The sequence below is a fragment of the Vibrio sp. 05-20-BW147 genome, from assembly GCF_013369385.1.
Classification (GTDB): Bacteria; Pseudomonadota; Gammaproteobacteria; order Enterobacterales; family Vibrionaceae; genus Vibrio; species Vibrio floridensis.
The window spans coordinates 245,360-270,493 of sequence record NZ_SZTO01000010.1; the positions used below are offsets into that span (position 1 = coordinate 245,360).

Below are 25,134 nucleotides of genomic sequence, written 5' to 3' on the forward strand. Positions count from 1 at the left end.
GCGCTACATCACAGATTTACATTCTACTATGACATCCATTACCCATGCAGAACTCGGCTGGAATGAAGTCGGCACACCGGTTTCTGACCAATTTGATGACGTTTACTTCTCCAATGTGAACGGCCTAGAAGAAACGCGCTATGTGTTTCTTAAACAAAATCTTATTCCTGAAAGATGGCAAGAATTTGACCGCCGTCGTTTTGTGATTGGCGAAACGGGTTTTGGCACTGGATTGAATTTCCTCGCGGTTTGGCAGGCGTTCAATGACTTTCGCCGTGCAAACCCTGACGCAACACTCAAAGAGTTACATTTTGTCAGCTTTGAAAAGTTTCCCCTTAGCAAACAAGATTTGATCAAAGCGCATCAAGCTTGGCCTGAGTTGGCGGAACTCGCGGAAAAACTTCATCGTCATTATCCACCTGCTGTTCCAGAATGTCATCGCATTGTGCTGGACAATGGCGCTGTCACGCTTGATCTGTGGCTGGGCGATATTAAAGATTGCCTACCCTCGGTGCCTTACGGTGAAGAAGGCATCATCGATACTTGGTTCCTTGATGGGTTTGCTCCAAGTAAAAATCCCGAGATGTGGAATCAAGATCTTTTCAATGGAATGGCGAAACTGGCGAAGTCTGAGTGTCGCGTGGCGACGTTTACCTCTGCGGGTTTTGTAAGACGAGGCTTGATTGAAGCGGGCTTTGCCATGAAAAAAGTGAAAGGCTTTGGCACCAAGCGAGAAATGATCGCAGGCTGCATGGAAACAAGACAACCACAAAGTCGCCACGCGCCTTACTTCAATCGCACCTCTGCATCTCATCTCGATTCTATTGCCATCATTGGCGGAGGGATTGCCAGCGCAGCCCTCGCAAAAGCCTTGGTTCAACGTGGGCAAAAAGTGACCCTCTATTGCAAACACGCCCAAGCGGCAGAAGGTGCATCGGGTAACCGACAAGGCGCAGTTTACCCTTTACTCAATGGCAATCATGATGGCGTTTCACGCGTATTTGCCCCCGCGTTTTTGTTTGCTCGCCAGTTTGTAGAGCAAGCCGCACAAGCGCTCACCTTCGATCATGACTGGTGTGGCGTGACTCAGTTGATGTGGGATGAAAAATCAACCAACAAGTTGGACAAGATGCTCGCTGGGAACTTTGCACCCGAGTTGATTCAAAAGCTCTCCGTAGAAGAAACCGCAGCAAAAATTGGTTTGCCGATCGACATGGCATCGGTTCATTATCCACTTGGCGGCTGGCTATGCCCGGCAGAGTTAACCCAAGCCCTCTTTGCGCACTTGGACACCCTCGGTAACTTCACGGCCAAATTTGAGCAGAGTGTTGAACAACTCATCTGGGATGAAATGTCACAACAATGGCAAGTTCATGCCCAGGGTCAACACGATGCTCATAGTGCTGTGGTTATTGCCAATGGTCATGAGTACCAAACCTTCAGCCAAACCGCTGACATTCCTTTGGCGAAAGTTAAAGGTCAAGTCAGCCATGCTCCTGCTACTGAGACGCTTTCTAAGCTCAAAAGTGTGCTGTGTTACGACGGCTACATGACTCCCGTCAACCCAAACAATCAGCATCTTTGCATTGGCGCGAGTTACGATCGCCGCCATTTGGATACTGAGTTTGATGCCAATGCGCAACAAGAGAATGCCGAGAAACTGACGCAATGTGTCCCAAACCAAGCGTGGGCAAAAGAAGTGGATACATCTGGCAATTTATCTCGCCAAGGGATCCGCTGTGTGAGCCGAGATCATCTGCCGTTTGTTGGCAATGTCGGCGACTTCTCGGCCATTAAACATCAATACGCCGATTTGCAGCACACTCAAGTAGAAGAGATTGAGGTAATTTCTCAGTTTCCGAACTTATTCTGCCTCCTTGGTCTTGGCTCTCGTGGCTTGAGCTCTGCCCCACTGATGGCTGAGTTGCTCGCCTCGCAAATCTGTAGCGATCCGCTGCCTTTGCCTGTTGACGTGCTTGAGGAGTTACACCCAAGCCGCATGTGGGTAAGAAAACTGCGCCGCGGTAAAACATTCATATAACTTTCAATGTATATCTCTAAAGATAACACTTTTAGTGCCTAGAACTTAGGCCATCATCACCAACGTATCTAACGGGTAGATAGAGATGGCCTTTTGTTATTAACGGCTTGGCTGCACATTTTTATAGCAGCGCCAGTTCAAGAAAACGCCATTTATGTACATATTCTGTCTGCCGATGTACAGTTTTAGTTGTTCTTCATAATGCCGCTCTTGTTTACCTAAACATACTCAAAAAGGATTATTTGTCAGTGAGTGACTCATAAACCCATATCTCCCATCCTTCCCGCTACAACGTCAATATCTAGATATAAAAAATCGATGCAAAAAGTATTTTAGCTTAAATGATTCAAACACGTCTCTCACCCTGCGATTAAATCGGTTTTCTTAGCAAAAAAAATCTAATATATTTGTTTTTTGATAACTCTAATTGAAAGCACTGACGTATATCATGGAGTGATTATGAAACTCAAGAAAACCCTATTTTCTGTTTTACTACTGTCTGCAGCACCTGCTCTTGCAGATATTTCTATCGACATTCCTCGTGGTGTTCAATTACTTACGGTGAATGGTGAAGACGCTGGCTATTCAAGTCTTGGTTTTGATTATCAAGACAACTTGACGCTAAAAGATGGTGTTAACCAGATTGTGTTTAGGCTTGCTAATATTGTTAGAGAATCAGGTGGGCAAAAAACCAAATTCAAATCCGAACCTTTGGTTGCTACATTCGATGCTGAAAACACCAAACTTGTATTAAAAGTCCCAAAGATTGAGACTTTTGATCAAGGCATGAAGTTTAACAATAGTCCAACATTTCAACTAATCGATTCGGAAAATATCGAACCGCCTTCACTTAAAAAAGGCCAAATTTCGATTGGATTTAAGCTAATGCCCGATATGGTCCACGAGGTTGAGAAGTACAACATGAGCAAAGAAATTGCGAGCTTAAAAAACTTTTCATCATCGAAGAATACCACAAGCGGAAGCGAAACCGAATCAAGCTCTAGTTATGAAGTCCTAAGAAATGCTTATGAGAATGCAACTCTAGAGGAAAAGAGAAAGTTCTTAACTTGGGCTATAAGCAACTTAGAATAAAACAACCAGAGACATGAAATCATATTCATGTCTCCATTCAATCAAGAACAACACACCCATATTTAGCACATATGAATCGCTCTCATATCAAATCTCAACGATGAGTTATTATTATCACCTTCCTAACAAGTTCATGCTTTATATTTTTACTCAATTCGCAATTAAGTTAGAAGCCTAGAAAATTTCTAATATAGGCAGCGCCTTCCATTTTATGCGTACTTAATACACTATCTAATAAATAAATTAGTTCAGAATGAACTCAATCTCATAACAACTATCCGATAATCAAAAAATTACTCTATTCGACCCTAAAAATGGTTATTACTTAATGTAACGTTTCATAATATGACTAAACCAAAAAAGATAATGTAGAATTTTCAAACAAATGCAAATCCGCTGTGGCACTTTACGAACGCTTGTGCACTATTCATCCAAATTAGCAGTTAGCTTAACTCAACATAGCTAACTACAAGAAACCATTCTAGATAAATGTGTAGACAATAGTGACTTAAAAAAGGTAACAAAAAAGCCAGCTTTTTGCTGGCTTTTCATTGGTATTAGCAAGAGATTGTATTAGAAGTAGTATTCTAGACCAACACCCCAACCAAACTCTGCATCAGAGTCATCTTTGGAGATCATGTATGGTCGAACATAAGCCAATGCAGAATCATCTAAGAAGTACATTGCTTGTGCAGACACAATGTAGTCGTTTGAACCTTTAACTTCTGTGCTGTCTAGCTCTGCGTCTAGGTTAGCCGCATAGTTCATCTTGAAGTTCCAGTTTTCCACACCTGAGTAGTATACACCCAGAGAGTAGCTGTTTTGAGCGATGTCGACACCAGTCAACTCAGGTCTTGCAACATCGGCTAGCACAACATCTTTGTACTCTGCTGATTCATTTTTAAACGCACCGTTGATGCCAAAGCCATCGAAGTGAAGCTCGAAACCGATGATAGCTGCCGTTGTATCAGATTTTGCAGAACCTTTAAGATTTTGAACACCTTGACCTGGATTTTGAGCCAACCACTGAGCGTATACTGAATCAAAAGTGCCAACGCTACGGTCTTGACCCACTTCGTAGCCAGCGTGAACAGTTAGAACGCCTTTAGTAAAGTGACCACCCAAGCTGTAGAAGTTAGAATCTTTATCAGATTCTGTACCACGACCTGCCGCTACGTTAAATGTGAAACCACCTAGATTTGCAGAATCGTAACGCACCATGTTTGATTGACGGTCGTAGCGAGCACCACCGATGACATCGCCGCCCCAGTCAAAAATTGCACCTGCGCGTTGACCAGAATAAGGCCAGTCAATGATTTCATAAGTCGGAGTTAGTAAACGACCAGCGCGAATCTTACCACCGTTGTCAAACTCAAAACCAACGAAAGTATCACGTACACCTACACCACTGGCTGCACCGGTGTCACCAACGTTACCACCTTCCATTTGCCAAATCAGTTTAGGACCGCGAGCAAGTTCTTTAGAGCCGCGAAGACCAAAACGTGATTCGTTTTCAAAGTTGATCGGTGCATCGCCGCCGCCAAGCTTGTGCTCACCAAACTGCCAAATAGAAAGAGCAACTTGGCCATAAAGGTCAACAGTGTCTGTAGCTGGTTTAGCTTGAACAGCACCAGAAATAGCTGCAGTTGCAACTGCTGCGCCGAGAAGAGTACGTTTAAACATTTTGTCCATGGAAAAAACTCCTAAAAATGGATATAGCTGTATTTTTTCATTCTCACCTTTAGTTGGCCGCCGAAGGGAGAACTCATTTCCTATTAAAAAACCTAATTAGTCCTAATTTTGGTTTTTTTATTTCCTGCATACACCGTGTGTATCCATGGCTCTTAGACTAACTTCGCGGCGTAAAACATCCAACAGGAACTTATTTTTTTTCTAAAAAAATATGAGCAAGACCAAATTTCATCAAACCAATATGATCTAGATCTAACTTTACACCCAAGCCAACCAGATCAGACAATCACTTAAAAAACAAAGCATTAAATAAATTCATTTGAATTGCATCGCAATAATTACGCAATTAGCAAACGTTTAGTCAACACGCGACTTTGCTCACGGTATATTTTTGTTGCGTCACATTCATCGTATTTAAATGATTTATTTCACATAAAAAAATAACCCTCTAAAAGTTAATTTAGAGGGTTTTAGATTGTTTTATTGCACTTTTAAATCACAAAAGGTCCAACAAATCCTCTTCTGTTTTGATCTCAATACCCAACTCTTGAGCTTTGGCCAACTTTGATCCAGCCGCTTCACCCGCAAACAGAATATCTGTCTTTTTCGAAACACTGCCAGTCACTTTTGCACCTAACTTCTCTAGTGCCGCTTTGGCGTCACTACGACTGAGTTTGGTCAAGGTTCCAGTTAACACAACCACTTTACCCGCCAACGGTTGTGGTACATCACTTGCCCGTTCTTCTATCGCAGGCCAAGTAATCCCTTGCTTTAGAAGTTCCAGCAACACCAATTGATTTTTCTCTTCGGCAAAAAATGCTGTGATGTGCCGAGCAACCACGTCACCGATATCAGGGACTTCAATTAACTGCTCATGCGTTGCGGATTTGATGCTATCTAGCGTTTTAAAGTGACGAGCTAAGTTTGCAGCCGTTGCTTCCCCGACTTCTCGAATCCCCAAAGAGTAAAGAAAACGAGCCAATGTCGTTTGCTTCGCGGCATTAAGTGCATTCACGATATTTTGAGCGGACTTAGGGCCCATTCTCTCTAATACAGTGAGCACACCAGCCGATAGTTTGAAAAGATCGGCTGGTGTTTCAACCATTTCTTTATCAACCAACTGTTCGATCACTTTATCACCAAGCCCATCGACATCTAGTGCTTTGCGAGAAACAAAATGCTTGAGAGCTTCTTTACGTTGAGCCTGACATACTAAGCCTCCAGAGCAGCGTGTTACGGCTTCTCCTTCAATGCGTTCCACGTGAGAATGGCAAACGGGACAGGAAAGAGGAAAGACAATCGCTTTCTCATTGCCTGTGCGACGTTCTATTACGACGGAAACAATTTGTGGTATCACATCCCCCGCGCGGCGAATCACGACGGTATCACCAATCATCACACTAAGGCGTTTGATTTCATCGGCATTATGAAGCGTTGCATTACTTACGGTAACGCCACCGACGAAAACAGGTTCCAGCTTCGCAACTGGGGTAATAGCGCCCGTTCTGCCCACTTGAAACTCTACGTCATTCAACATGGTGAGTTCTTCTTGCGCGGGAAACTTGTATGCAACGGCCCAACGCGGTGCGCGAGCAACAAAGCCAAGTTTCTCTTGCACTTCAATATTATCAACTTTGATCACGACGCCATCAATTTCGTATGGCAAGGAGTCACGTCGATTCAAAATGTTCTCATAGAAGGCTTTGACCCCCTCAAGTCCGGAAACTTGCTTTGTTTCTGGACACATCGGCAGCCCCCAAGCCTTTAACTGCAAAAAGCGTTGATAATGACTCGAAGAAAGCGCAGTACCTTCAACAACGCCCACGCTGTAAGCATAAAAGGCGAGTGGTCTCGACGCGGTAATTCTTGAGTCTAACTGCCTTAAACTGCCTGCGGCTGCATTACGTGGGTTAACAAAGACTTTATCACCTTTCTTGCGCGCTATTTCATTGAGTTTTTCAAAGCCTGCTTTCGGCATAAAGACTTCACCACGAACTTCGATGCGTGATGGCCAACCTTCGCCCTGCAATTTCAGTGGCACAGAAGCAATAGTACGCACATTTTCGGTAATGTTTTCCCCCGTTGCACCATCACCTCGCGTTGCCGCCTGAACCAGCACGCCGTTTTCATAGAGTAAGCTCACGGCGAGTCCATCGAGTTTGGGTTCACAACAGAAAACTTCAATCGTATCTAAAGGGGCTCTATCCTTTGCTCTCTTATGAAATGCTTCGAGTTCTTCGTCACTAAATGCATTATCGAGAGAAAGCATGGGAATTTCGTGGACCACTTGAGTAAATCCATCAAGTGGCTGCCCGCCTACTCTCTGACTTGGTGAATCCAACGAGATCCACTCTGGGTGTTCAGCTTCAATGGCCATTAACTCACGCATCATACGGTCATATTCGGCATCCGGAATTTCAGGATTATCTTCAACATAGTAACGAACTGCGTGATAGTGCAGTTGCTGTTTCAATTCTTCTAAATATTTCTGCTTGGATTCAGACATTGTCCAGCCCTTAAATCACGATAAAAAAGGGCTCCTTAGGGAGCCCTGATGGGATAAATGAAGCTTAAGCTTTTGACGCTTTGAACTCAACTATTTGCCTTCTGTAACCCGCCAATCGATCGGGCGTCATAAGATTGCGCTTATCATCAAGCACATTTCCACCGAGATCATCCGCGATTTTCTGCGCGGTTTTAAGCATTAAGTTAAAGTTTTGATCTGCCTCACCATAGCAAGGTAGGGTCATAAAGAATGAGATGCCTTTCGTGGTGAAATCAGCAGGATCATTATGCTTCAGTGTCCCTGGATGCATCATGTTGGCGACACTGAAGAGCACTTTGCCCGTGCCCGACATATCGAGGTGTCTGTGGAAAATATCCATCTCACCATAGACCAGTCCATTTTGTTGTATGCTATCAAACAGTTTCGTGCCCACAAAAGGAGACTCTCCTGCACAATGAACATTCAACACGATCACTTGCAACTCTTCTTCTGTTGTTTCGGTGACGGGTTCTTGCACATCCATGCTCTCTGCCACTTCCGTTGGCATTACGTTATCAGTATCTAGCTCTCTCTGTTGACTGAACGTCGGTGTTTCCAATGGCAAAGCATCTTCAACCTTAGGCTGTACTTTTATAGCATCATCTACGGTGTTTACTTCAGGCTCAAATTTCGGATGAGCAAATTTGTTTTCTTTACTATCCAAAACGGGAAGATCATCAATAAGCGGGTCACTTATCACAGGCTCCGCTGCGAAAGGTCTGTCTTCTTCAAAAGCGGGCTCTTTGCGTTCTTTACGAATAATTTCATAATCGTCCTCAGGCGCAACATAACTTTCTGTAGATTGAGACTCGCTCTCACTTAAATCGAGTTTGCTAAGTGGCTTATCGCCAAACTTTGCTTTTCCTTCTTTTTTGCTTGTCCAAAGTCCATGAAATAGCAGCGCAATGATCGCCAATGCGCCAACAACAATGAGTACGAATCGCAATTCCTGCATTTTTTACTCTCATAATTACAGAGACACACAAAAACCTGTGACTCTCTCAACCGACATAGATTTCGTTACTTTACCAAAGTTATCGAAAGAGTTAGAACAAATTAATGTTAGAAGTTCCACCTTTGGTGTGATTTCTTGCACGCTTTTTTTCTTTTGCTAGTGAGGTACAATGAAGACATCCAATTCTTAACAAGAACAATGAGATGACCACAACGTACAAAAAACGAAGCGGATTTGGCTATTTTTTTTATGGGCTAGAGCTAGCATTATCACCTGGAGTAAAGAGATTTATCATCATGCCGCTCCTTGCCAACATCCTTTTAGTCGGTGGCGCACTCTTCTATCTCTTCTCCAACCTCAGTATTTGGATTGAAGGTTGGATCGGCCAATTGCCCGATTTTCTCTCTTGGCTAAGTTACCTGTTGTGGCCTCTATTGGCGCTGACGCTCATAGCAACCTTTTCTTATTTCTTTAGCACCTTGGCTAATTTCATAGCGGCACCATTTAATGGCCTCCTTGCAGACAAAGTGGAAGAAAAACTTACTGGGCAAAAAAGTAACCACGATGGTTTTTTTGACGTCATTAAAGATGTCCCTCGCGTCTTGGCTCGCGAATGGCGCAAACTGCTTTACGTGCTCCCTAAAGCGATCGGTTTGTTCTTACTGCTACTCATCCCCGCTTTAGGCCAAACCGTCGCGCCCATTCTGTGGTTTGTTTTCACCGCTTGGATACTCGCCATCCAATATTGTGACTATCCATTTGATAATCACAAAGTGCCATTCAATGACATGCGAAATACTTTGAAACAAAACCAATCTAAGGCCTATACATTTGGTGCCATGGTCTCCCTGTGTACTTCTATCCCTATTCTTAATCTGATTATCATGCCCGTCGCGGTATGCGGTGCAACAGCAATGTGGGTACATGAGTTCAAACAGAAATGATTTTGCTAGTGGTCACCCTCACTCGATGTGGTGGCCACACTTTTTCTCCCAGATGCTATCACTCTCATAAGATATAACTATTTAATCCTTTTCCCTTTGAATTATCAGTCATATCCTTCTAACCGTATTCACTAAACGTGTAATGAAGGAACATCACTATGAGCAAAATCTACGAAGACAACTCTCTGACTATTGGCAATACTCCACTGGTTCGTTTGAACAAAGTAAGTAACGGCAAAGTATTGGCTAAAATCGAAGCACGCAACCCTAGCTTCAGTGTTAAGTGCCGTATTGGTGCAAACATGATTTGGGAAGCAGAGAAAGAAGGCAAACTAAAACCAGGAGTTGAATTGGTAGAGCCAACCAGCGGCAATACAGGTGTTGCTCTCGCGTTTGTGGCTGCCGCTCGTGGTTACAAGCTAACGCTAACCATGCCGGAATCAATGAGCTTGGAGCGCCGTAAACTGCTCAAAGCACTAGGTGCAAACTTAGAGCTAACAGAAGCAGCAAAAGGTATGAAGGGTGCCATTGCAAAGGCAGAAGAAATTGTTGCAAGCAATCCTGAAAAATATTTGCTATTGCAGCAGTTTAACAACCCTGCAAACCCACAAATTCACGAAAAGACCACTGGCCCTGAGATCTGGGAAGCGACAGATGGTGCCGTTGACGTGTTGGTAGCTGGCGTTGGTACTGGTGGTACTATTACCGGGACAAGTCGCTACATCAAAGGTGAAAAAGGCAAGCAAATCATCTCTGTCGCTGTTGAGCCAGCAGAGTCTCCAGTGATTACGCAAGCCATCGCAGGTGAAGAGATTAAGCCAGCACCACACAAAATCCAAGGTATCGGCGCAGGTTTCATTCCTGGTAACCTTGATTTGTCACTGATTGACCGTGTTGAGAAAGTGACATCGGAAGAAGCGATTGAAATGGCGCGCCGCCTCATGGAAGAAGAAGGCATTTTGGCGGGAATTTCATCAGGCGCGGCTGTAGTTGCAGCAAACCGCTTGGCAGAACTTCCTGAATTTGAAGGAAAAACCATTGTTACTGTACTTCCAAGCTCTGGTGAACGTTACCTAAGTACCGCACTGTTTGCTGGCATCTTTACTGAGAAAGAGAACCAACAGTAATACGGGTTTAAATCAATTTTTCGTTCAAAAAAGCCCCATACAGGGGCTTTTTTGTTGATCCTTGCCTCACCTTTGGTAATATCAGGGTGTTTTATTTTTAGCTTCAAAATAAAGAAGCGATAAAGAAAGTTTTTTGACATTTGTGCAACAATGCATAAAGCGTATTACATAAACTTTTGACTCGTATCAGCTTCGACACGCTTGCTCCCCCCGAGCTCTGGCGCGGTTCAAGTAAAGCGGTTAAGCTAAAACGAGTCTTGACTAACAAAAATACATTCAATTGGGGTATATCACATGTACGAGAAGAAAGTAGAAATCACAGCAGAAAATGGCCTTCACACTCGCCCAGCTGCTCAATTCGTAAAAGAAGCAAAAGCTTTTGACGCGGATATCACTGTGACTTCTAACGGCAAAAGCGCAAGCGCTAAAAGTCTGTTCAAACTACAAACTTTAGGTCTTGTAAAAGGCACTGTAGTTACAATCTCTGCTGAAGGCCCACAAGCACAGCAAGCAGTTGATCACCTAGTTGCTCTAATGGATCAACTACACTAATCAATGTATTGCTCAAAGCCATTTAGCTCACACTAAATGGCTTTGTTCAAAATACTACCGATTAGTCAGCTACAATTTTTCGTTAGCGATTTAGTCACACATTCCCGTTTACGTTTGACCAACTTAAGGTAAGGCTATGATTTCAGGCATCCTGGCATCTCCTGGTATTGCAATTGGTAAAGCACTACTACTTCAAGAAGATGAAATTGTCCTAAACACTAACACTATCACCGAAGCTCAAGTAGAAGCTGAAGTTCAGCGTTTCTACGATGCGCGCAGCAAATCTTCTGCACAGCTAGAAACAATCAAGCAGAAAGCGCTAGAGACGTTCGGTGAAGAGAAGGAAGCGATCTTCGAAGGTCACATCATGCTTCTTGAAGATGAAGAGCTAGAGGAAGAAATCCTAGCGCTCATCAAAAAAGAGAAGATGAGTGCAGACAATGCGATTTACACCGTTATCGAAGAGCAAGCAACCGCTCTAGAATCTCTTGATGATGAATACCTGAAGGAACGTGCTACTGACATCCGCGATATCGGTTCTCGTTTTGTCAAAAATGCTCTTGGTATCAACATTGTTTCGCTAAGTGATATCAACGAACAAGTTATCTTGGTGGCTTACGACCTCACTCCATCTGAAACAGCACAAATCAACCTAGATTACGTTCTTGGTTTCGCTTGTGACATCGGTGGTCGTACATCACACACTTCAATCATGGCTCGCTCACTTGAGCTTCCTGCGATTGTTGGTACAAACGACATTACAAAGAAAGTTAAGAATGGCGACATGCTGATTCTTGACGCAATGAACAACAAAATTATCGTTAATCCTTCTGAAGCTCAGATTGAAGAAGCGAAAGCTGTAAAAGCCTCGTTCCTAGCTGAAAAAGAAGAGTTAGCAAAACTGAAAGATCTGCATGCAGAAACTCTAGACGGTCACCGTGTAGAAGTATGTGGCAACATCGGTACAGTTAAAGATTGTGACGGCATCATCCGTAACGGTGGTGAAGGTGTTGGTCTCTACCGTACAGAGTTCCTCTTCATGGATCGTGATGCGCTACCAACTGAAGAAGAACAGTACGTAGCCTACAAAGAAGTTGCTGAAGCAATGGAAGGTCAAGCTGTCATTATCCGTACAATGGATATCGGTGGTGATAAAGATCTACCATACATGGATCTTCCAAAAGAGATGAACCCATTCCTAGGCTGGCGTGCAGTTCGCATCAGCTTAGATCGTCGTGAAATTCTTCGTGACCAGCTACGTGGTATCCTACGTGCTTCAGCACACGGTAAACTGCGTATCATGTTCCCAATGATCATCTCTGTTGAAGAAATTCGCGCGCTGAAAGAAGCGATCGAAGAGTACAAAGCAGAACTTCGCGCAGAAGGTCTTGCGTTCGACGAAAATATCGAAATCGGTGTTATGGTTGAAACACCAGCTGCTGCAGCAATCGCTCACCATTTAGCGAAGGAAGTGTCTTTCTTCTCTATTGGTACTAACGACTTAACTCAGTACACACTCGCCGTAGACCGTGGTAACGAGATGATTTCTCACCTTTACAACCCACTGTCACCAGCTGTACTAACGGTTATCAAGCAAGTGATTGATGCTTCTCACGCAGAAGGTAAGTGGACCGGTATGTGTGGTGAACTAGCAGGTGATGAGCGTGCAACCCTACTACTATTGGGTATGGGCCTTGATGAGTTCTCTATGAGCGGCATTTCTATTCCTAAAGTGAAGAAAGTGATCCGCAATGCAAACTTCGCTGCAGTAAAAGCAATGGCTGAAGAAGCTCTGTCATTACCAACCGCAGCAGAAATTGAAGCATGTGTAGAAAAATTCATTGCAGAGCACTCTAAGTAATCTGCTGACCAATTTTCGAGTCTAAATAATATGTTAGGCGGCTAAAAAAAGTCGTCTAACTACTCGGATTGGTATACTATAATTCGACAGAATAAAACTAAACCTTAGGAGCATGACACAATGGGTCTGTTTGACAAACTTAAGAAGCTTGTATCTGATGATAGCGCTAGCGCCGGTGCAATCGAAATTATCGCACCTTTGTCTGGTGAGATCGTAAACATCGAAGATGTGCCAGACGTTGTTTTTGCTGAAAAGATCGTTGGTGATGGTATTGCTATCAAACCAACAGGCAACAAAATGGTAGCTCCTGTAAACGGTACTATCGGTAAGATCTTCGAAACAAACCACGCTTTCTCTATCGAGTCTGACGATGGTGTTGAGCTGTTTGTTCACTTTGGTATCGACACCGTTGAACTAAAAGGCGAAGGCTTCACTCGTATCGCAGAAGAAGGTCAAACTGTTAAAGCTGGTGATACTGTCGTTGAGTTCGATCTCGCTCTTCTGGAAGAGAAAGCAAAATCAACGCTAACTCCAGTTGTTATCTCTAACATGGACGAAATCAAAGAGCTGAACAAGCTTTCTGGTTCTGTTGTTGTTGGTGAAACACCAGTTCTACGTGTAACTAAGTAATTACTACTTAGTTAGCAGAAAAACAGTTAACAAAAAAACGCTGCCATTGGCAGCGTTTTTTATTTTTTGCGAGCAATCTATGATAGCAATCCAATTGCACTGCCTGGGGCTTGCTTAGCTTGAGCCAGCAAGGCAGAGGTAGCCTGTTGCAATACCTGAGACTTCACTAAAGCGGTTGATGCTTTCGCGAAATCGGTATCCCATATTCGCCCTTTTGATTCAGTGACATTGCGATTGATACTTTGCAAATTGTCCATCGTCCCCTCAACCCGATTTTGAAAACTGCCAATTTCACTTCGGTGAGAATCCAGATATTGAATTGCGGTATCAACAACGGCTATCGCCAGTTGAGCATTACCCACGCGACTTACATCGAGTGCTTCAAGTGTCACTTCTCCTTGAGGTTCAAAATCGAGTACGCCATCTAAACTTCCACCGATCTTTAAACCTTCCGGTGCATTGCGATTAGCAACATAAAATTGCAATCGTCTATCCTCTGTCACCGAGGATTCCACAACACTTTGCTGTGCATTGATGTAGGTAGCAACCTCTTCGAGGCTATCTCCAAGTTTGAGCGGGATCTTAATAGATTGCTCATCCCCTTCACCGTCTCGAAAAGTAAAGCTAAGTTGCCTTGATTCCTTGTCAACTTGCCAATCATCGTCCACTGATTCTGATGCTAGGTAATGATACCCGCCCATTTCAGGAATGTGAGTCCGCATGTTTTTGAGTTGCAGAGAAATGGAATTAGCATTTGCTCCAAGATGAAAGCTTTTCGAACCATAACTTCCATCAAATAGATTTTTACCGGCAAATGTCGTTGTCCTGGCTATCCTTTCCATTTCATCTTTCAATCCCCCCACTTCAAGCTGCAAACTTTGCCGATCATCATCAGAGTTCGACCCATTTGCGGCTTGAAGAGAAAGAGAGCGCAATCTCTGCAGTATTTCACTGCCCTCTTCCAACGCCCCTTCCGCTGTTTCTGCTACCGCATAAGCATTGTGGGCGTTGGTTAACGCTATATCCAAACCACGAGATTGCACATGAAGCGTGTTCGCGATTTGCATTCCAGCAGCGTCGTCACTGGCACTGTTAATTCGGAATCCGGAACTTAGATTTTTTTGGGTTTCAGCCACCTGACTTGCCGCTGTGCTCAGATGCCTCTGAGCGACCATCGCAGACACGTTGGTATTGATTGAAACCATTTAATCGATATCCCTCTCCTGTTTCAATACCGTTCATTCGGCAACGACCTGAAAAGCGTCAAACTATGCCGAGAACATCTTGCGTCGAGGATAGTAAACAAAGAGCCAGGTAAGACTACCTGGCTCCTGCTTACCGAAATTAATCGCTGTTGCTCAGAGATTAGCCTAGTAGACTTAGCGCTGAGTTTGGCGCCTGTTTCGCTTGCGCAAGAATGGAACTTGATGCTTGCGATAGAATTTGTGTCTTGGTCAACTGCGTCGTTTCTTTCGCGAAGTCGGTATCTTTGATTCGGCTCTTCGACGCGTTCACGTTCTCGTTGATGTTGTCCAAGTTGCTGATTGCATGGTTGAAACGGTTCTGGAATGCACCCAGCTCTGCACGGTGGCTGTCTACGTATTTCAGTGCCGCATCCACAATCGCTACTGACTCTTGCGCACCTTGTACGGTTGTCACGTCAATCGTGTCTACCGTGACGTTTTTGCCTTCGCCTAGACCAAGTTCACCTGCAAGGCTGCCTGAGAACGAAATTTCACCTTGAACTTTGTTGTTACCAGCAAAGATTTGTAGCTTGCCGCCTTCACCCACTGACGCTTTTACAAGGTCAGTTTGACCGTTGATGTACGTCGCTAGCTCTTCGATGTCATCACCCGCTTTCGCATTGATTTCAATCTCTTGCTCGTTACCAAAGCTGTCTGTCAGTGCAATTGTCAAGTCGTTGTCGCCTGCGGCCACATTCCAGTTCTTGTCTTTGCCTTCTTCAGCTTGGTAGCTCACGCCGCCCATCATCACGTTGTCAGAGCGCATGTCTTTCAGTGACAGCATGACCGCTTCACCGTTATCCGCACCAATTTGCATCGCTTTCGTGCCGTAAGTACCGTTGAGCAGCTTGTTACCACCAAAAGACGTGGTTTCTGCGATACGGTTTAGCTCGTCGTTCAATGCCATCACTTCTTCTTGAATCGCTACGCGCTCTGATTTTGAGTTTGAGCCGTTCGCGGATTGTAGAGATAGGTCACGCATACGTTGTAGGATGTTGGTGGTCTCGTTCATCGCACCTTCTGCGGTTTGGGCGATTGAGATACCGTCGTTGGCGTTACGTACCGCAACGTCTAGACCGCGACTTTGTACGTTCAAGCGGTTAGAGATTTGCAGACCGGCTGCGTCATCTTTTGCACTGTTGATTTTGAAACCTGAAGACAGACGCTCCATCGAAGTTTGTTGTGCGCTGTTTGCGTTATTCAGGTAACGCTGTGCTGTCATTGCTGCTACGTTTGTATTTACATTCACTGCCATGATGAATTCTCCAATTGATTTTCCGATATTACGGTTTCCGACGTCTCGGAAAACCAAGTAGTTCTCTCAAAGTTACTTCTTTTAACGGCTCGGTTTGGAAATCCTTTAGGAAAAAAATGCGATTTTTTTTGAAAAAAGTTTGTTTGAAGGGGTTTTCGTGACTAAAGCGATGAAAGAGAGAAAAAACAAAAAATAACACTAAAGTTTCTCCGCTCTTTGCCATAGCGCAAAAAGGCAGATAACCAACTCATCCAGATCGATGGTAAGAGGCACAGTATTGCCACAAGGTAAGAAGTGGTTGAAGACAAAGCAGTAAAAAGCTAGATAGATTCGTGATAGGACGCGTAGAGGTAAAAACTCGTATGCGCAGAAAAAGAAAAAGCCCCTATTCCTTTGAGAGAACCGGGGCTAGGTTGGTAGCCAGAGCCAATGTGGAGATCAAGAGAAATGAACACATTTCCGGCACCGAGCAACTTTACACAAATAATGTCAGGCAGGTGAGAGATGAGAGAGCCCTTCATTCACGGTAAAGCTGCTTGCCAAGTCATCCTGCGTCTATAAGCTCACGTCTGAACCACAGCAGACACAGGACTCCTATTAGCCCTGCAATAGTGACATTGCAGAGTTTGGCAATTGTTTTGCTTGAGCAAGAATCGAAGTACCTGCCTGTTGCAAAATCTGTGCTTTCGTCATTTGCGTCGTTTCCTTCGCAAAATCGGTATCTTTAATACGGCTATTCGATGCATCAACGTTTTCTTGAACGTTCGCCAAGTTATTAATACTGTGGCTTAGACGGTTCTGTTTTGCACCTAAATCAGCACGTTGTGAATCAACGTATTTCAACGCAGAGTCGATAACACTAATCGCATTTTGTGAACCTTGCACGCTACGCAGATCCAAATCTTGTACTGTTGTTGCAATTGGCTCGTCACTTAAACCCAATTCTGAAGCAAGGCTACCCGAAATCGAGATAGGACCTTTCACGTTTGGTTGAGCAACAAAAATTTGCAGTTTGCCGTCTTCACTAACAGACGCATTAATGTAGTCCGATTGACCATTGATGTACGTCGCCAGTTCTTCAATATCATCACCACTTTTCGCCATGATGTTAATTTCCAAATCGATAACGTTGCCGTCTTCATCTTCACCCATCTCTGGTAATACGATGTTCAGTGCTGCGTTATCTGCGCTCACTTCCCAATCCTTATCCTTGCCGTTCACGGATTGGAAGGTGGTACCACCCATGCGAAAATCATCGGCACGGATGCTGGTTAGGCCCATGATCATTGCTTCACCAGAGTTAGAACCAATCTGGAATGCCGCATCACCAAAGGTGCCATTCAGTAGGCGACGGCCACCAAACGATGTGGTTTCTGCAATACGGTTGATTTCGTCTTGCAGAGCACTCGCTTCTTCGTGGATCGCTTGGCGCTCAGCTGTTGAGTTAGTGCCATTCGCAGATTGAATCGACAAGTCACGCATACGTTGAAGTACTGCCGTTACCTCGTTCATCGCCCCTTCTGCGGTTTGAGCAATAGAGATACCATCGTTGGCATTACGCATTGCCACATCTAAACCACGAGACTGTGCGGTTAAGCGGTTAGAGATTTGCAAACCAGCCGCATCATCTTTGGCGCTGTTAATTTTATGACCAGATGACAAACGTTCCATTGAGGTGTTTAACTCATCTGTCGCTTTGTTTAGATAACGTTGCGCAGTCATCGCGGATACGTTAGTGCTTACTGTTACAGCCATTTTGCTCTCCTTTCGAGTTCGCAAGCTTTTGCGAAGCGGCCAGCTTTACTCTCTTATGGAAAAGCACTGACCGTAATTACTTGCTAAAACCGCCGGTGGCAGTTTATAGAACCGGTAAATCATTTCTGATTTATTAGATTCAATTTGTGTGCCAACTTTTTCAAATAAGATTCTTACCCGTCTTATTTCCAAGAAAACATACACTTACAAAGTAATGTTTTTCTTCAACTTCTTTAACCCCTTCGTTTTTTCTCTCTATCGACTGGCTTTGCCGCTTTGCCGCCTTGCCGCTTTTAGAGACACCTGCCGGGAGGTGGCAAGGTTTTTCGACTTATCCGCACTTAAGGCATGGCTCATAAGGCATCAACGTTGAAAAACCAACGAGAGGTTTCCTAAAGTCTGTTGTTCACACTCACGATACCGTCATCTCATTCAGAGACGGTTCGTTCTTGCTCACTACAAGTAATTAAATAATGTGAGATCTTTCGTTTTACCAAAAGCGAGCTGCGACGCTTGCAACGCGCGCGAGTTCTCATTGAACTCAATAATTGCCTTGGAGTAATCCAAGTCTTCAAAATTACTCTTCGCTTTCGCTAAAGAGAGATTGAAATCTTCATGTTGCTGCTCTTGGATATCCAATGTACTTAGGCGAGCACCAATGTCGGTGCGCGCTTTGTTGAGATGGATAAACGCAGCATGAAACTCTTGTGTTACTTGATGCAACTTCGCCGTGGCATCGGCATCCGACACTGACTCTTCTGAGTATTTCGCGGCATTTTTAAAGCTGTCAAAAATAGAAAATGTTTCTCGTGGCTTTAACTCAATCACATCGCCTTTCTGGATCTGACCTTTAAGTTGAATAGTGAGATCACCATACTTAATGCCCGTAGAGGGATTAAACTCATCGGCGGCAACCACACTGCCATCTTTTTCCAGCTGATAACCCCAGCGGTTATTGCTCATGTCGACCATGGTGACGCGATAGGTTGCTTTATCGAAATAGTCTTCATTCACTGCTTTTTCGAGCAACAACTCGGAGGCATTTTGCAACTGATATTCTGGTTCGTAATCACCAAAGGGATTCGGAATATTCATAAACAGCTTACTGCCAGGATCGTTCATCGCCATTTCTAGATTGGCCGACACCCGCATTTTGCGTTGGTAGTCATCCCCAGCGTAGATTACTGAACCATCATAATCTCTGAAAAATGGCTGAGCTTTGGGCTTTGTTCCGGCAAAGGTATAGTTACCAGATTCATCTTGCGCATTGGCCAAATGAAGGAAATTAGTTGCCAACTCTTCGATTTCTCTACGTTTTGCGCGACGATCTTCCGGTGATAGTGCGCCGTTAATCATTTCCATCACGGTGCGTTTCGCCTCGTCTGCGAACTGCTCCTGGTTAGCCACATTCACTTCATGTTGTTCAAGACGGTTACGCACTAAGATGATCGCGTCGAGATACTGTTTTAACTGCTCAGACTGCTGACCTATATTTTGGATGTAGTGTGTTGCTAATGGGTCATCACTTGGCGACAACAGTTTTTTACCAGACGCAAGCTGCGCTTGGTTATGATGAATTTTGTTTTCCATTCGGCGCAAATCGTTTTGCACCGATTGATAGTTGTGGAAACTGGCGATACGGCTAATCATTTACCTGCTCCCTCTATCTCAATTGCAAAATGGTGTTAAAGGTGTCATTGGCCGCCTGCATAATGCGTGATGAGGCCATATAAGCTTGCTGGAACCGCATCATGTTTGCCGCCTCTTCATCGAGGTTTACCCCAGCGATTGAAGCCATTCGTTCTTGTGCTGCTTGGTTTTCATGCTGCGCAATATTGGCTAACCGTGTTGCAGTAGAGTTGCGCAAACCGACGTTCGTATTGAGATTATGGTAGACATCGATGATAGTCGATTGATTACCATCCATCTTTTTATCCAATTGAATTTGCTGCATTTTACGCAAATTTCCGTTATCACCTTCAGACGGAACTAGGTTGGCGGTAAACTTGTCGTTTGCCCACGCTCCCGCGGTCAGTTCAAAAACAGTCTCTTTACCCTCTTTGTAACTGGGATGCGATGATGACAAGGTCACTGAAACCGGCCCCTTGGGTGGATAAGGCTCCGGGCTTCGTACCACGTTGCCTTTAGTGTCAATCACAGCAAACTGGTCGCCTTGAGGTGACACTATCACTTCAAACTCACGCAAGTCACCCGCCGCTAAGATGTTAAATTGAGCGGTTCCTTGGGCAAAACTGGTTGACGCTTCATAACTTTGTGCGGCAATCATACTCGCATCATTTGTTGCCACTTGCATTTGACCTGCCGAGTTGCGCGTTGGGCGCAATAAGATTTTTTCGCCCGCTTTGGGCTCATTTCTTACTTCAACACGCATGCCATCCATGTAAAACGCAGACTTAGCTGAATCTAAAGAGACGGAGACTGTTTCGCCTGATGGTTTGGTCACTGTATAGTTGCTGCCATCGTAACGAAGCGCATATTCACCACCTTTAAGTGACGCCAAATCGTTAATAAAAACGGCCACTTCGGCTTGCGAATCTGGGGCCGCCACCGCTCTTGATTTGGCGATCACCTCGGCATTTACATCGGTAAAAATCAAACCACCAATATTGCCTCGCAAATCCAACCCTTGTTTTTGCAGTTTGTTCACTTCATCAGAAAATCCGGCTGCCATGCGGCCAAGTTCATCCATCACATGGGGAATTTGGTTGTCACGCATGTCAAGCATTGCGCCAAGTTTGCCATCTAGACCAACGCTTTTAATCGGTTTTAATGACTTTCCTTCGTAGATAGCTAAGCGACGTTGATGAACATCTGGGTAGCCATCAATCATCTTAAGTTGGCTTGCTTCTGTACCTGAGACGAGCGTGTGACCATTGCCGATGTGCACGTTAAAACCTTCTGCGTTTTTTCGCGGAGTCACGGTCACTTTCGTGTATTCAGAAAGCTCTTTAACCAACTTTTCGTGTTGGTCCATCAAGTCATTGTGAGGACCAGGGGTGCGCATCATCAATCGATGGATATCACGAATTTCAACCGCAATCTGGTTGATACGCTCAATACCCATATCGAGTTTTTTGTTAGTGACATCGTATTGCTGGCGAATGGTCTCGTGAAATCCATTGATGGTTTCACTGATGATTCGCGCTTTTTCTAACAGTACTTTTCGCGCACCAATATCGTTCGGGCTATCGGCTAATGTTTTTAGTGCATCGAACCATTCATTAAGATTTTCAGGGATTTTTTTCGACGCCACAGAAGAAAGCATGCTTGAAAGCATTTCTAAGTTCGCTTCGACATCCCCTTTGTTGGCAAAGTTGGTGGTGGAAAGATTAAGCTCATTAACGGCAAATTGGTCCCAAGAGCGGCGAACATTTTCCACATGCACGCCCATGCCGTAGGTAGAACCACCAAATTGACGGGGATCATTGGTCGCTTGAATGACCGACTGACGGCTATAACCTTCTGTATTTACATTAGAAATGTTATGACCGGTAGTATTTAATTGTCTCTGAGCTGTCAGTACGCTCTGAGTACCTACATTCAGAAGATCCGACGCCATAATGCCCCCAAAAACTCAATCAAATCAGTGAAAACTGATCACCTGACGGTAAAAATGCAAAAGATATGCCAACAAAAAGACATAACTGATATAGAAAGGATTTGAGGGTCAAGAAAGGGTGAAAAAACGGCCTACTTTTTAGTAGACCGCTGGGAGATTACATGTTGTCGATACGTTGCTGCACTTTGAGCACTTTGTCGGCGTATTCGGGATCCGTCGCATAACCTGCACGATGAATACCGCGAATAAAGCTTTCAGAATCGCCATTGTGCTGAAGTGCCGTCTGATAACGCGGATTGTTATTTAAAAACGCCACGTAATCATTAAAGCTATCAGCAAACGAATCGTATGAACGAAACGCTGCCGTTTCTTTCACTGGCGTATTATCGTGGAACTCTAAAGTTTGCGTGGTGACTTTGTCACCCGCCCAACTACGATCCGCTTTGATGTTGAAGAGGTTATTGCTGCTGCCGCGAGCATTTTTTACCACTTTCTGCCCCCAGCCGGTTTCCAAGGCCGCTTGTGCGAGCAATAGAGAAGGTTCAACACCTAAGGATTTTGCCGCCCTTTCGGCGTAAGGTTTCATCGAACTGATGAACGACTCTGGTGAATCAAACCTTGCCTTGTCACTGCGAGCGAGCTGGCCAGATTCAATTAGGCGCTGCTCGGTTTCTCGGGCTTTCGAGCGATTGATTGGCATACGTTGTGGCGCTTCTTGTCCCGCTTCACGTATCGCCAACTCATTTTTGTCGATGCCTTTTCCACTGCTTAACTGCGCCACAATCATGTCTGCTAAGCCAAGTGAACCGGAAGAGCTGAGCTCACTGGCCATCTGCTCATCCAACATTTGGCGATAGAACAGCTGGTTTTGGCTGTTCATCAAATCCGATTCAAAACCACTATTGGCTTCGCGCATCGATTTAAACAACATGGAAGTAAAAATCGACTCAAACTGTTTTGCCGCCGCTTCTAGTGCTTTTTGTTCACCGCCATCTTTGTCGTTCACGGCTTGCTGACGTAGCTTATCAAGATTGCTAATGTCGTGAATAAAGCCGATGTCGTTTGGATTGTTAATCATATTGCCTCCAAACCGATCAGATGATGATCAGTTGTCCCTCGATGGCACCCGCTTGTTTAAGCGCTTGTAGAATGGCCATCAAGTCTGACGGTGCAGCACCGACTTGGTTAACCGCGCGAACAAGATCATCCAAGGTTAAGCCCGGCTCAAATTTGAACATTTTGCCTTGTTCTTCGGTCACTGAAATGTCTGAGTTGGGAACAACGACGGTTTCACCACCAGAGAAGCCATTCGGCTGACTCACACTCAAGTTTTCTTTAATCGCAACCGTCATGCCACCATGAGTCACGGCCGCAGGTTTTAATCGAACATGTTTACCCACCACAATGGTGCCCGTACGTGAGTTAACGATGATTTTGGCTGCGCCGTCTGCTGGATCAAACTCGAGGTTTTCAATGGCAGAAAGAAAGGCGACGCGTTGACTGATATCACGGGGCGCTCGCACACGTACCGAAGTCGCATCGACCGCAGAAGCCATTTGAGGACCAAGGAAATTGTTGACGGCATCGGCCATGCGTTGTGCGGTGGTGAAATCAGATTCAAGTAAGTTGAATGTGATGAAGTCACCGCGGCCAAATGGGGTTGGCACTTCACGCTCAACCATGGCACCGCTAGAGATAATACCGACGGTCGGGTTATTGCCGACGATTTTAGAGCCATCCGCCCCTTCTGCACTAAAACCGCTCACCACTAAGTTGCCTTGTGCCACGGCATAAACTTGCCCATCCAAACCTTTCAAGAAGGTTTGCAGCAAGGTACCGCCACGTAAGCTCTTGGCACTACCAATAGAGGAGACCGTCACATCAATCTGTTGACCGGGTTTAGAAAAAGGAGGAAGTTCTGCCGTTACCATTACAGCGGCCACGTTTTTGATTTTTGGCTTGGTTCCCGCAGGCAACTGAATGCCGAAGTTTTGTAGCATTGCGGCAAAACTCTGCTCGGTAAACGGTGTGGATTCACCCGTTCCAGGTAAACCAGAGACAAGGCCGTAACCTACCAATTGGTTGCTTCTTACCCCTGCCACCTGAGCAACATCTTTAATACGCGCCGCATAGGCCGAGGTCATCGGCAATACAAAACATAACAACAGTAGGGTGAACTTTTTCATCTTAACTTACCTTTCTCTAGTGCAGGATCAAGCCGTCAAATTGCCATCGGCTTTGCCGCTTATAGAGAGACATTAAAGAATCGTGCCAAGAATCCAGGCTCTTGCATATCTTGTTGTGTTCCGGTGCCAGAATATTGAATTCTTGCGTTGGAAACGCGATTTGACGCAATAGTATTGTCGAAACTAATGTCATCTGGACGAATTGTGCCACTGAGGCGAATGTATTCATCACCCGTGTTCAGCGTCAGCCACTTCTCACCACGAATCACGAGATTGCCATTGGCCAATACTTCGATCACTTCCACGGTGATGTAACCGCTGATGCTGTTACTCTGTTTTGCCGACGCATCGCCAGTGAAACTGTTGGAGTTACTTAGATTGTAAGAGAAGTTGTACTTATCCCCGATTTTCAACTCTTGTCCACCAACCTCCAGTGGATCCATATTTGAATCGTTGCTTTTCGACAGATCCGCATTGGCACTTTTCGAAGCATTGGTCTTTTCATCCAAAGTGACGGTAATGATGTCGCCGACGCCGCGAGGCTTCGAATCATCATAAAGATTCGACAAATGGTTCACGCTAAATAGAGAGCCCGTTTCGGCGGCATAGTGCTCTGGGGTTTGCTTCGGATGAATCGGAGCCCATGCAGGATCGCCTGCCACAGGGTCACTACGTCCACGTAAGGTATCAACAATGCCTGAACTTTCACTTTTCGATTTGTCGCCTTCTACCGCATCAACAACGGTAGTGGCATTCACCACTTCAGACGTTTCGATCGGCTCAAGCATGGTACAGCCACTCATGATAGTGACTAAAGCAATCAGACTTATGCGTTTCATGGCGATCTTCTCTCCTACTCGTTTAGCTAACTAGTGCTTAAAGCTGCTGGTTAACAAAACTCATCATCTTATCGACCGATGAGATGACTTTTGAATTCATTTCGTAAACACGTTGCGCTTCGATCATGTTGACCAATTCTTCCGTTACGTTCACATTGGATGTTTCTAGCATGGATTGGCGCACTTCACCCAAGCCATCAAGGCCAGGCACCCCTTCTTGTGGGTCACCACTCGCCCCTGTCGGCAAGTAGAGGTTCTGACCAATGGGCTCTAGGCCACCTGGGTTAACAAAGTCGGTAATGGTGATCTGTCCAACCACTTGGTTATTCTGCTGGCCACGAACACGCACAGAGACTTCACCGTCAGTACCGACAGTAATGGAAATGGCGTCTTCAGGGATCACAATTTCAGGTTCTAACGGATAACCCGAACCGGATGTGACCACGACACCTTCACCGTTCAATGTGAACTGCCCATTACGGGTGTAACCAATGTTGCCATCGGGCATGGTGATTTGGAAAAAGCCATCCCCTTCGACCATCAGATCCAACGCATTGGTGGTGGTTTGGGCGTTACCATGTGTATGCACTTTTTGCGTTGCGACTACTTTTGAGCCCGCACCTAACATCAAACCACTGGGCAGTTGAGTATTCTGAGAAGATTGACCACCAGGTTGGTTAATATTTTGGTAAAACAGATCTTCAAATACCGCACGACCCTTTTTAAAACCGATGGTTGAGGCGTTCGCTAGGTTGTTTGAAATTGTCGCGATATTGGTTTGTTGAGCGTCTAAGCCCGTTTTACTTACCCATAGTGCCGGATGCATAATCTGTGAC

19 protein-coding genes are annotated in these 25,134 nt (G+C 44.9%); 7 read left to right on the plus strand and 12 right to left on the minus strand.

Annotation, left to right across the window (positions count from 1 at the left end; genetic code table 11):
- Window positions 1-28 precede the first annotated feature (28 nt).
- Window positions 29-2,041, plus strand: coding sequence for a bifunctional tRNA (5-methylaminomethyl-2-thiouridine)(34)-methyltransferase MnmD/FAD-dependent 5-carboxymethylaminomethyl-2-thiouridine(34) oxidoreductase MnmC (gene mnmC / locus FC652_RS11335; protein WP_176298638.1), 2,013 nt, complete (start codon window positions 29-31; stop codon window positions 2,039-2,041).
- Between the two features lie 459 nt (window positions 2,042-2,500).
- On the plus strand, window positions 2,501-3,133 hold the full coding sequence (locus FC652_RS11340) for a DUF2057 family protein (RefSeq protein WP_176298639.1): 633 nt from the start codon (window positions 2,501-2,503) through the stop codon (window positions 3,131-3,133).
- Between the two features lie 573 nt (window positions 3,134-3,706).
- On the opposite strand, the gene FC652_RS11345 is transcribed toward FC652_RS11340, so the two are convergent.
- The 3 genes from FC652_RS11345 to zipA all read right to left on the minus strand — a co-directional run bounded on the left by FC652_RS11345 (window position 3,707) and on the right by zipA (window position 8,325).
- Entirely contained in the window at window positions 3,707-4,825 is a 1,119-nt protein-coding gene (locus FC652_RS11345; protein WP_176298640.1) for a porin, read from the minus strand.
- A 496-nt stretch (window positions 4,826-5,321) separates the two neighbouring features.
- Window positions 5,322-7,331, minus strand: a complete 2,010-nt coding sequence (gene ligA, locus FC652_RS11350; protein WP_176298641.1) for an NAD-dependent DNA ligase LigA — start codon at window positions 7,329-7,331, stop codon at window positions 5,322-5,324.
- Between the two features lie 64 nt (window positions 7,332-7,395).
- Window positions 7,396-8,325, minus strand: a complete 930-nt coding sequence (gene zipA, locus FC652_RS11355) for a cell division protein ZipA (protein WP_176298642.1) — start codon at window positions 8,323-8,325, stop codon at window positions 7,396-7,398.
- 203 nt (window positions 8,326-8,528) lie between these two features.
- On the opposite strand from zipA, the gene cysZ reads away from it, so the two are divergent.
- The 5 genes from cysZ (at window position 8,529) to crr (ending at window position 13,439) form a co-directional block, all read left to right on the plus strand.
- Window positions 8,529-9,269, plus strand: coding sequence for a sulfate transporter CysZ (cysZ, locus tag FC652_RS11360; protein ID WP_176298643.1), 741 nt, complete (start codon window positions 8,529-8,531; stop codon window positions 9,267-9,269).
- A gap of 158 nt (window positions 9,270-9,427) precedes the next feature.
- Window positions 9,428-10,396: a cysteine synthase A gene (cysK, locus tag FC652_RS11365; RefSeq protein ID WP_176298644.1), complete on the plus strand. Its 969-nt coding sequence runs from the start codon at window positions 9,428-9,430 to the stop codon at window positions 10,394-10,396.
- Between the two features lie 294 nt (window positions 10,397-10,690).
- Entirely contained in the window at window positions 10,691-10,948 is a 258-nt protein-coding gene (locus FC652_RS11370; RefSeq protein WP_102940220.1) for an HPr family phosphocarrier protein, read from the plus strand.
- Between the two features lie 136 nt (window positions 10,949-11,084).
- The gene (gene ptsI / locus FC652_RS11375) at window positions 11,085-12,809 is read left to right on the plus strand and encodes a phosphoenolpyruvate-protein phosphotransferase PtsI (protein WP_176298645.1); all 1,725 of its coding nucleotides are present in this window, start codon (window positions 11,085-11,087) and stop codon (window positions 12,807-12,809) included.
- Between the two features lie 120 nt (window positions 12,810-12,929).
- On the plus strand, window positions 12,930-13,439 hold the full coding sequence (gene crr / locus FC652_RS11380; RefSeq protein WP_176298646.1) for a PTS glucose transporter subunit IIA: 510 nt from the start codon (window positions 12,930-12,932) through the stop codon (window positions 13,437-13,439).
- A gap of 77 nt (window positions 13,440-13,516) precedes the next feature.
- On the opposite strand, the gene FC652_RS11385 is transcribed toward crr, so the two are convergent.
- From FC652_RS11385 to flgG, 9 genes are all read right to left on the minus strand, one after another.
- Window positions 13,517-14,644: a flagellin gene (locus FC652_RS11385; RefSeq protein ID WP_176298647.1), complete on the minus strand. Its 1,128-nt coding sequence runs from the start codon at window positions 14,642-14,644 to the stop codon at window positions 13,517-13,519.
- A 160-nt stretch (window positions 14,645-14,804) separates the two neighbouring features.
- Window positions 14,805-15,938, minus strand: coding sequence for a flagellin (locus FC652_RS11390; protein ID WP_176298648.1), 1,134 nt, complete (start codon window positions 15,936-15,938; stop codon window positions 14,805-14,807).
- A gap of 597 nt (window positions 15,939-16,535) precedes the next feature.
- Complete coding sequence (locus tag FC652_RS11395; protein ID WP_080608705.1) at window positions 16,536-17,693, minus strand: flagellin; 1,158 nt, start codon at window positions 17,691-17,693, stop codon at window positions 16,536-16,538.
- Between the two features lie 456 nt (window positions 17,694-18,149).
- Window positions 18,150-19,343, minus strand: a complete 1,194-nt coding sequence (flgL, locus tag FC652_RS11400; RefSeq protein ID WP_176298649.1) for a flagellar hook-associated protein FlgL — start codon at window positions 19,341-19,343, stop codon at window positions 18,150-18,152.
- 13 nt (window positions 19,344-19,356) lie between these two features.
- Complete coding sequence (gene flgK, locus FC652_RS11405; RefSeq protein WP_176298650.1) at window positions 19,357-21,273, minus strand: flagellar hook-associated protein FlgK; 1,917 nt, start codon at window positions 21,271-21,273, stop codon at window positions 19,357-19,359.
- Between the two features lie 157 nt (window positions 21,274-21,430).
- On the minus strand, window positions 21,431-22,351 hold the full coding sequence (flgJ, locus tag FC652_RS11410; protein ID WP_176298651.1) for a flagellar assembly peptidoglycan hydrolase FlgJ: 921 nt from the start codon (window positions 22,349-22,351) through the stop codon (window positions 21,431-21,433).
- 16 nt (window positions 22,352-22,367) lie between these two features.
- Window positions 22,368-23,459: a flagellar basal body P-ring protein FlgI gene (locus FC652_RS11415; protein WP_011078334.1), complete on the minus strand. Its 1,092-nt coding sequence runs from the start codon at window positions 23,457-23,459 to the stop codon at window positions 22,368-22,370.
- 59 nt (window positions 23,460-23,518) lie between these two features.
- Window positions 23,519-24,298: a flagellar basal body L-ring protein FlgH gene (gene flgH / locus FC652_RS11420; protein ID WP_176298652.1), complete on the minus strand. Its 780-nt coding sequence runs from the start codon at window positions 24,296-24,298 to the stop codon at window positions 23,519-23,521.
- Between the two features lie 37 nt (window positions 24,299-24,335).
- Window positions 24,336-25,124, minus strand: coding sequence for a flagellar basal-body rod protein FlgG (gene flgG / locus FC652_RS11425; protein ID WP_176298653.1), 789 nt, complete (start codon window positions 25,122-25,124; stop codon window positions 24,336-24,338).
- Window positions 25,125-25,134: the final 10 nt, after the last annotated feature.

Coding starts and splice junctions, on each gene's coding strand:
- mnmC (WP_176298638.1), top strand. CDS start 29: ATGACATCCATTACCCATGCAGAACTCGGCTGGAATGAAGTCGGCACA.
- FC652_RS11340 (WP_176298639.1), top strand. CDS start 2,501: ATGAAACTCAAGAAAACCCTATTTTCTGTTTTACTACTGTCTGCAGCA.
- FC652_RS11345 (WP_176298640.1), bottom strand. CDS start 4,825: ATGGACAAAATGTTTAAACGTACTCTTCTCGGCGCAGCAGTTGCAACT.
- ligA (WP_176298641.1), bottom strand. CDS start 7,331: ATGTCTGAATCCAAGCAGAAATATTTAGAAGAATTGAAACAGCAACTG.
- zipA (WP_176298642.1), bottom strand. CDS start 8,325: ATGCAGGAATTGCGATTCGTACTCATTGTTGTTGGCGCATTGGCGATC.
- cysZ (WP_176298643.1), top strand. CDS start 8,529: ATGACCACAACGTACAAAAAACGAAGCGGATTTGGCTATTTTTTTTAT.
- cysK (WP_176298644.1), top strand. CDS start 9,428: ATGAGCAAAATCTACGAAGACAACTCTCTGACTATTGGCAATACTCCA.
- FC652_RS11370 (WP_102940220.1), top strand. CDS start 10,691: ATGTACGAGAAGAAAGTAGAAATCACAGCAGAAAATGGCCTTCACACT.
- ptsI (WP_176298645.1), top strand. CDS start 11,085: ATGATTTCAGGCATCCTGGCATCTCCTGGTATTGCAATTGGTAAAGCA.
- crr (WP_176298646.1), top strand. CDS start 12,930: ATGGGTCTGTTTGACAAACTTAAGAAGCTTGTATCTGATGATAGCGCT.
- FC652_RS11385 (WP_176298647.1), bottom strand. CDS start 14,644: ATGGTTTCAATCAATACCAACGTGTCTGCGATGGTCGCTCAGAGGCAT.
- FC652_RS11390 (WP_176298648.1), bottom strand. CDS start 15,938: ATGGCAGTGAATGTAAATACAAACGTAGCAGCAATGACAGCACAGCGT.
- FC652_RS11395 (WP_080608705.1), bottom strand. CDS start 17,693: ATGGCTGTAACAGTAAGCACTAACGTATCCGCGATGACTGCGCAACGT.
- flgL (WP_176298649.1), bottom strand. CDS start 19,343: ATGATTAGCCGTATCGCCAGTTTCCACAACTATCAATCGGTGCAAAAC.
- flgK (WP_176298650.1), bottom strand. CDS start 21,273: ATGGCGTCGGATCTTCTGAATGTAGGTACTCAGAGCGTACTGACAGCT.
- flgJ (WP_176298651.1), bottom strand. CDS start 22,351: ATGATTAACAATCCAAACGACATCGGCTTTATTCACGACATTAGCAAT.
- FC652_RS11415 (WP_011078334.1), bottom strand. CDS start 23,459: ATGAAAAAGTTCACCCTACTGTTGTTATGTTTTGTATTGCCGATGACC.
- flgH (WP_176298652.1), bottom strand. CDS start 24,298: ATGAAACGCATAAGTCTGATTGCTTTAGTCACTATCATGAGTGGCTGT.
- flgG (WP_176298653.1), bottom strand. CDS start 25,124: ATGCATCCGGCACTATGGGTAAGTAAAACGGGCTTAGACGCTCAACAA.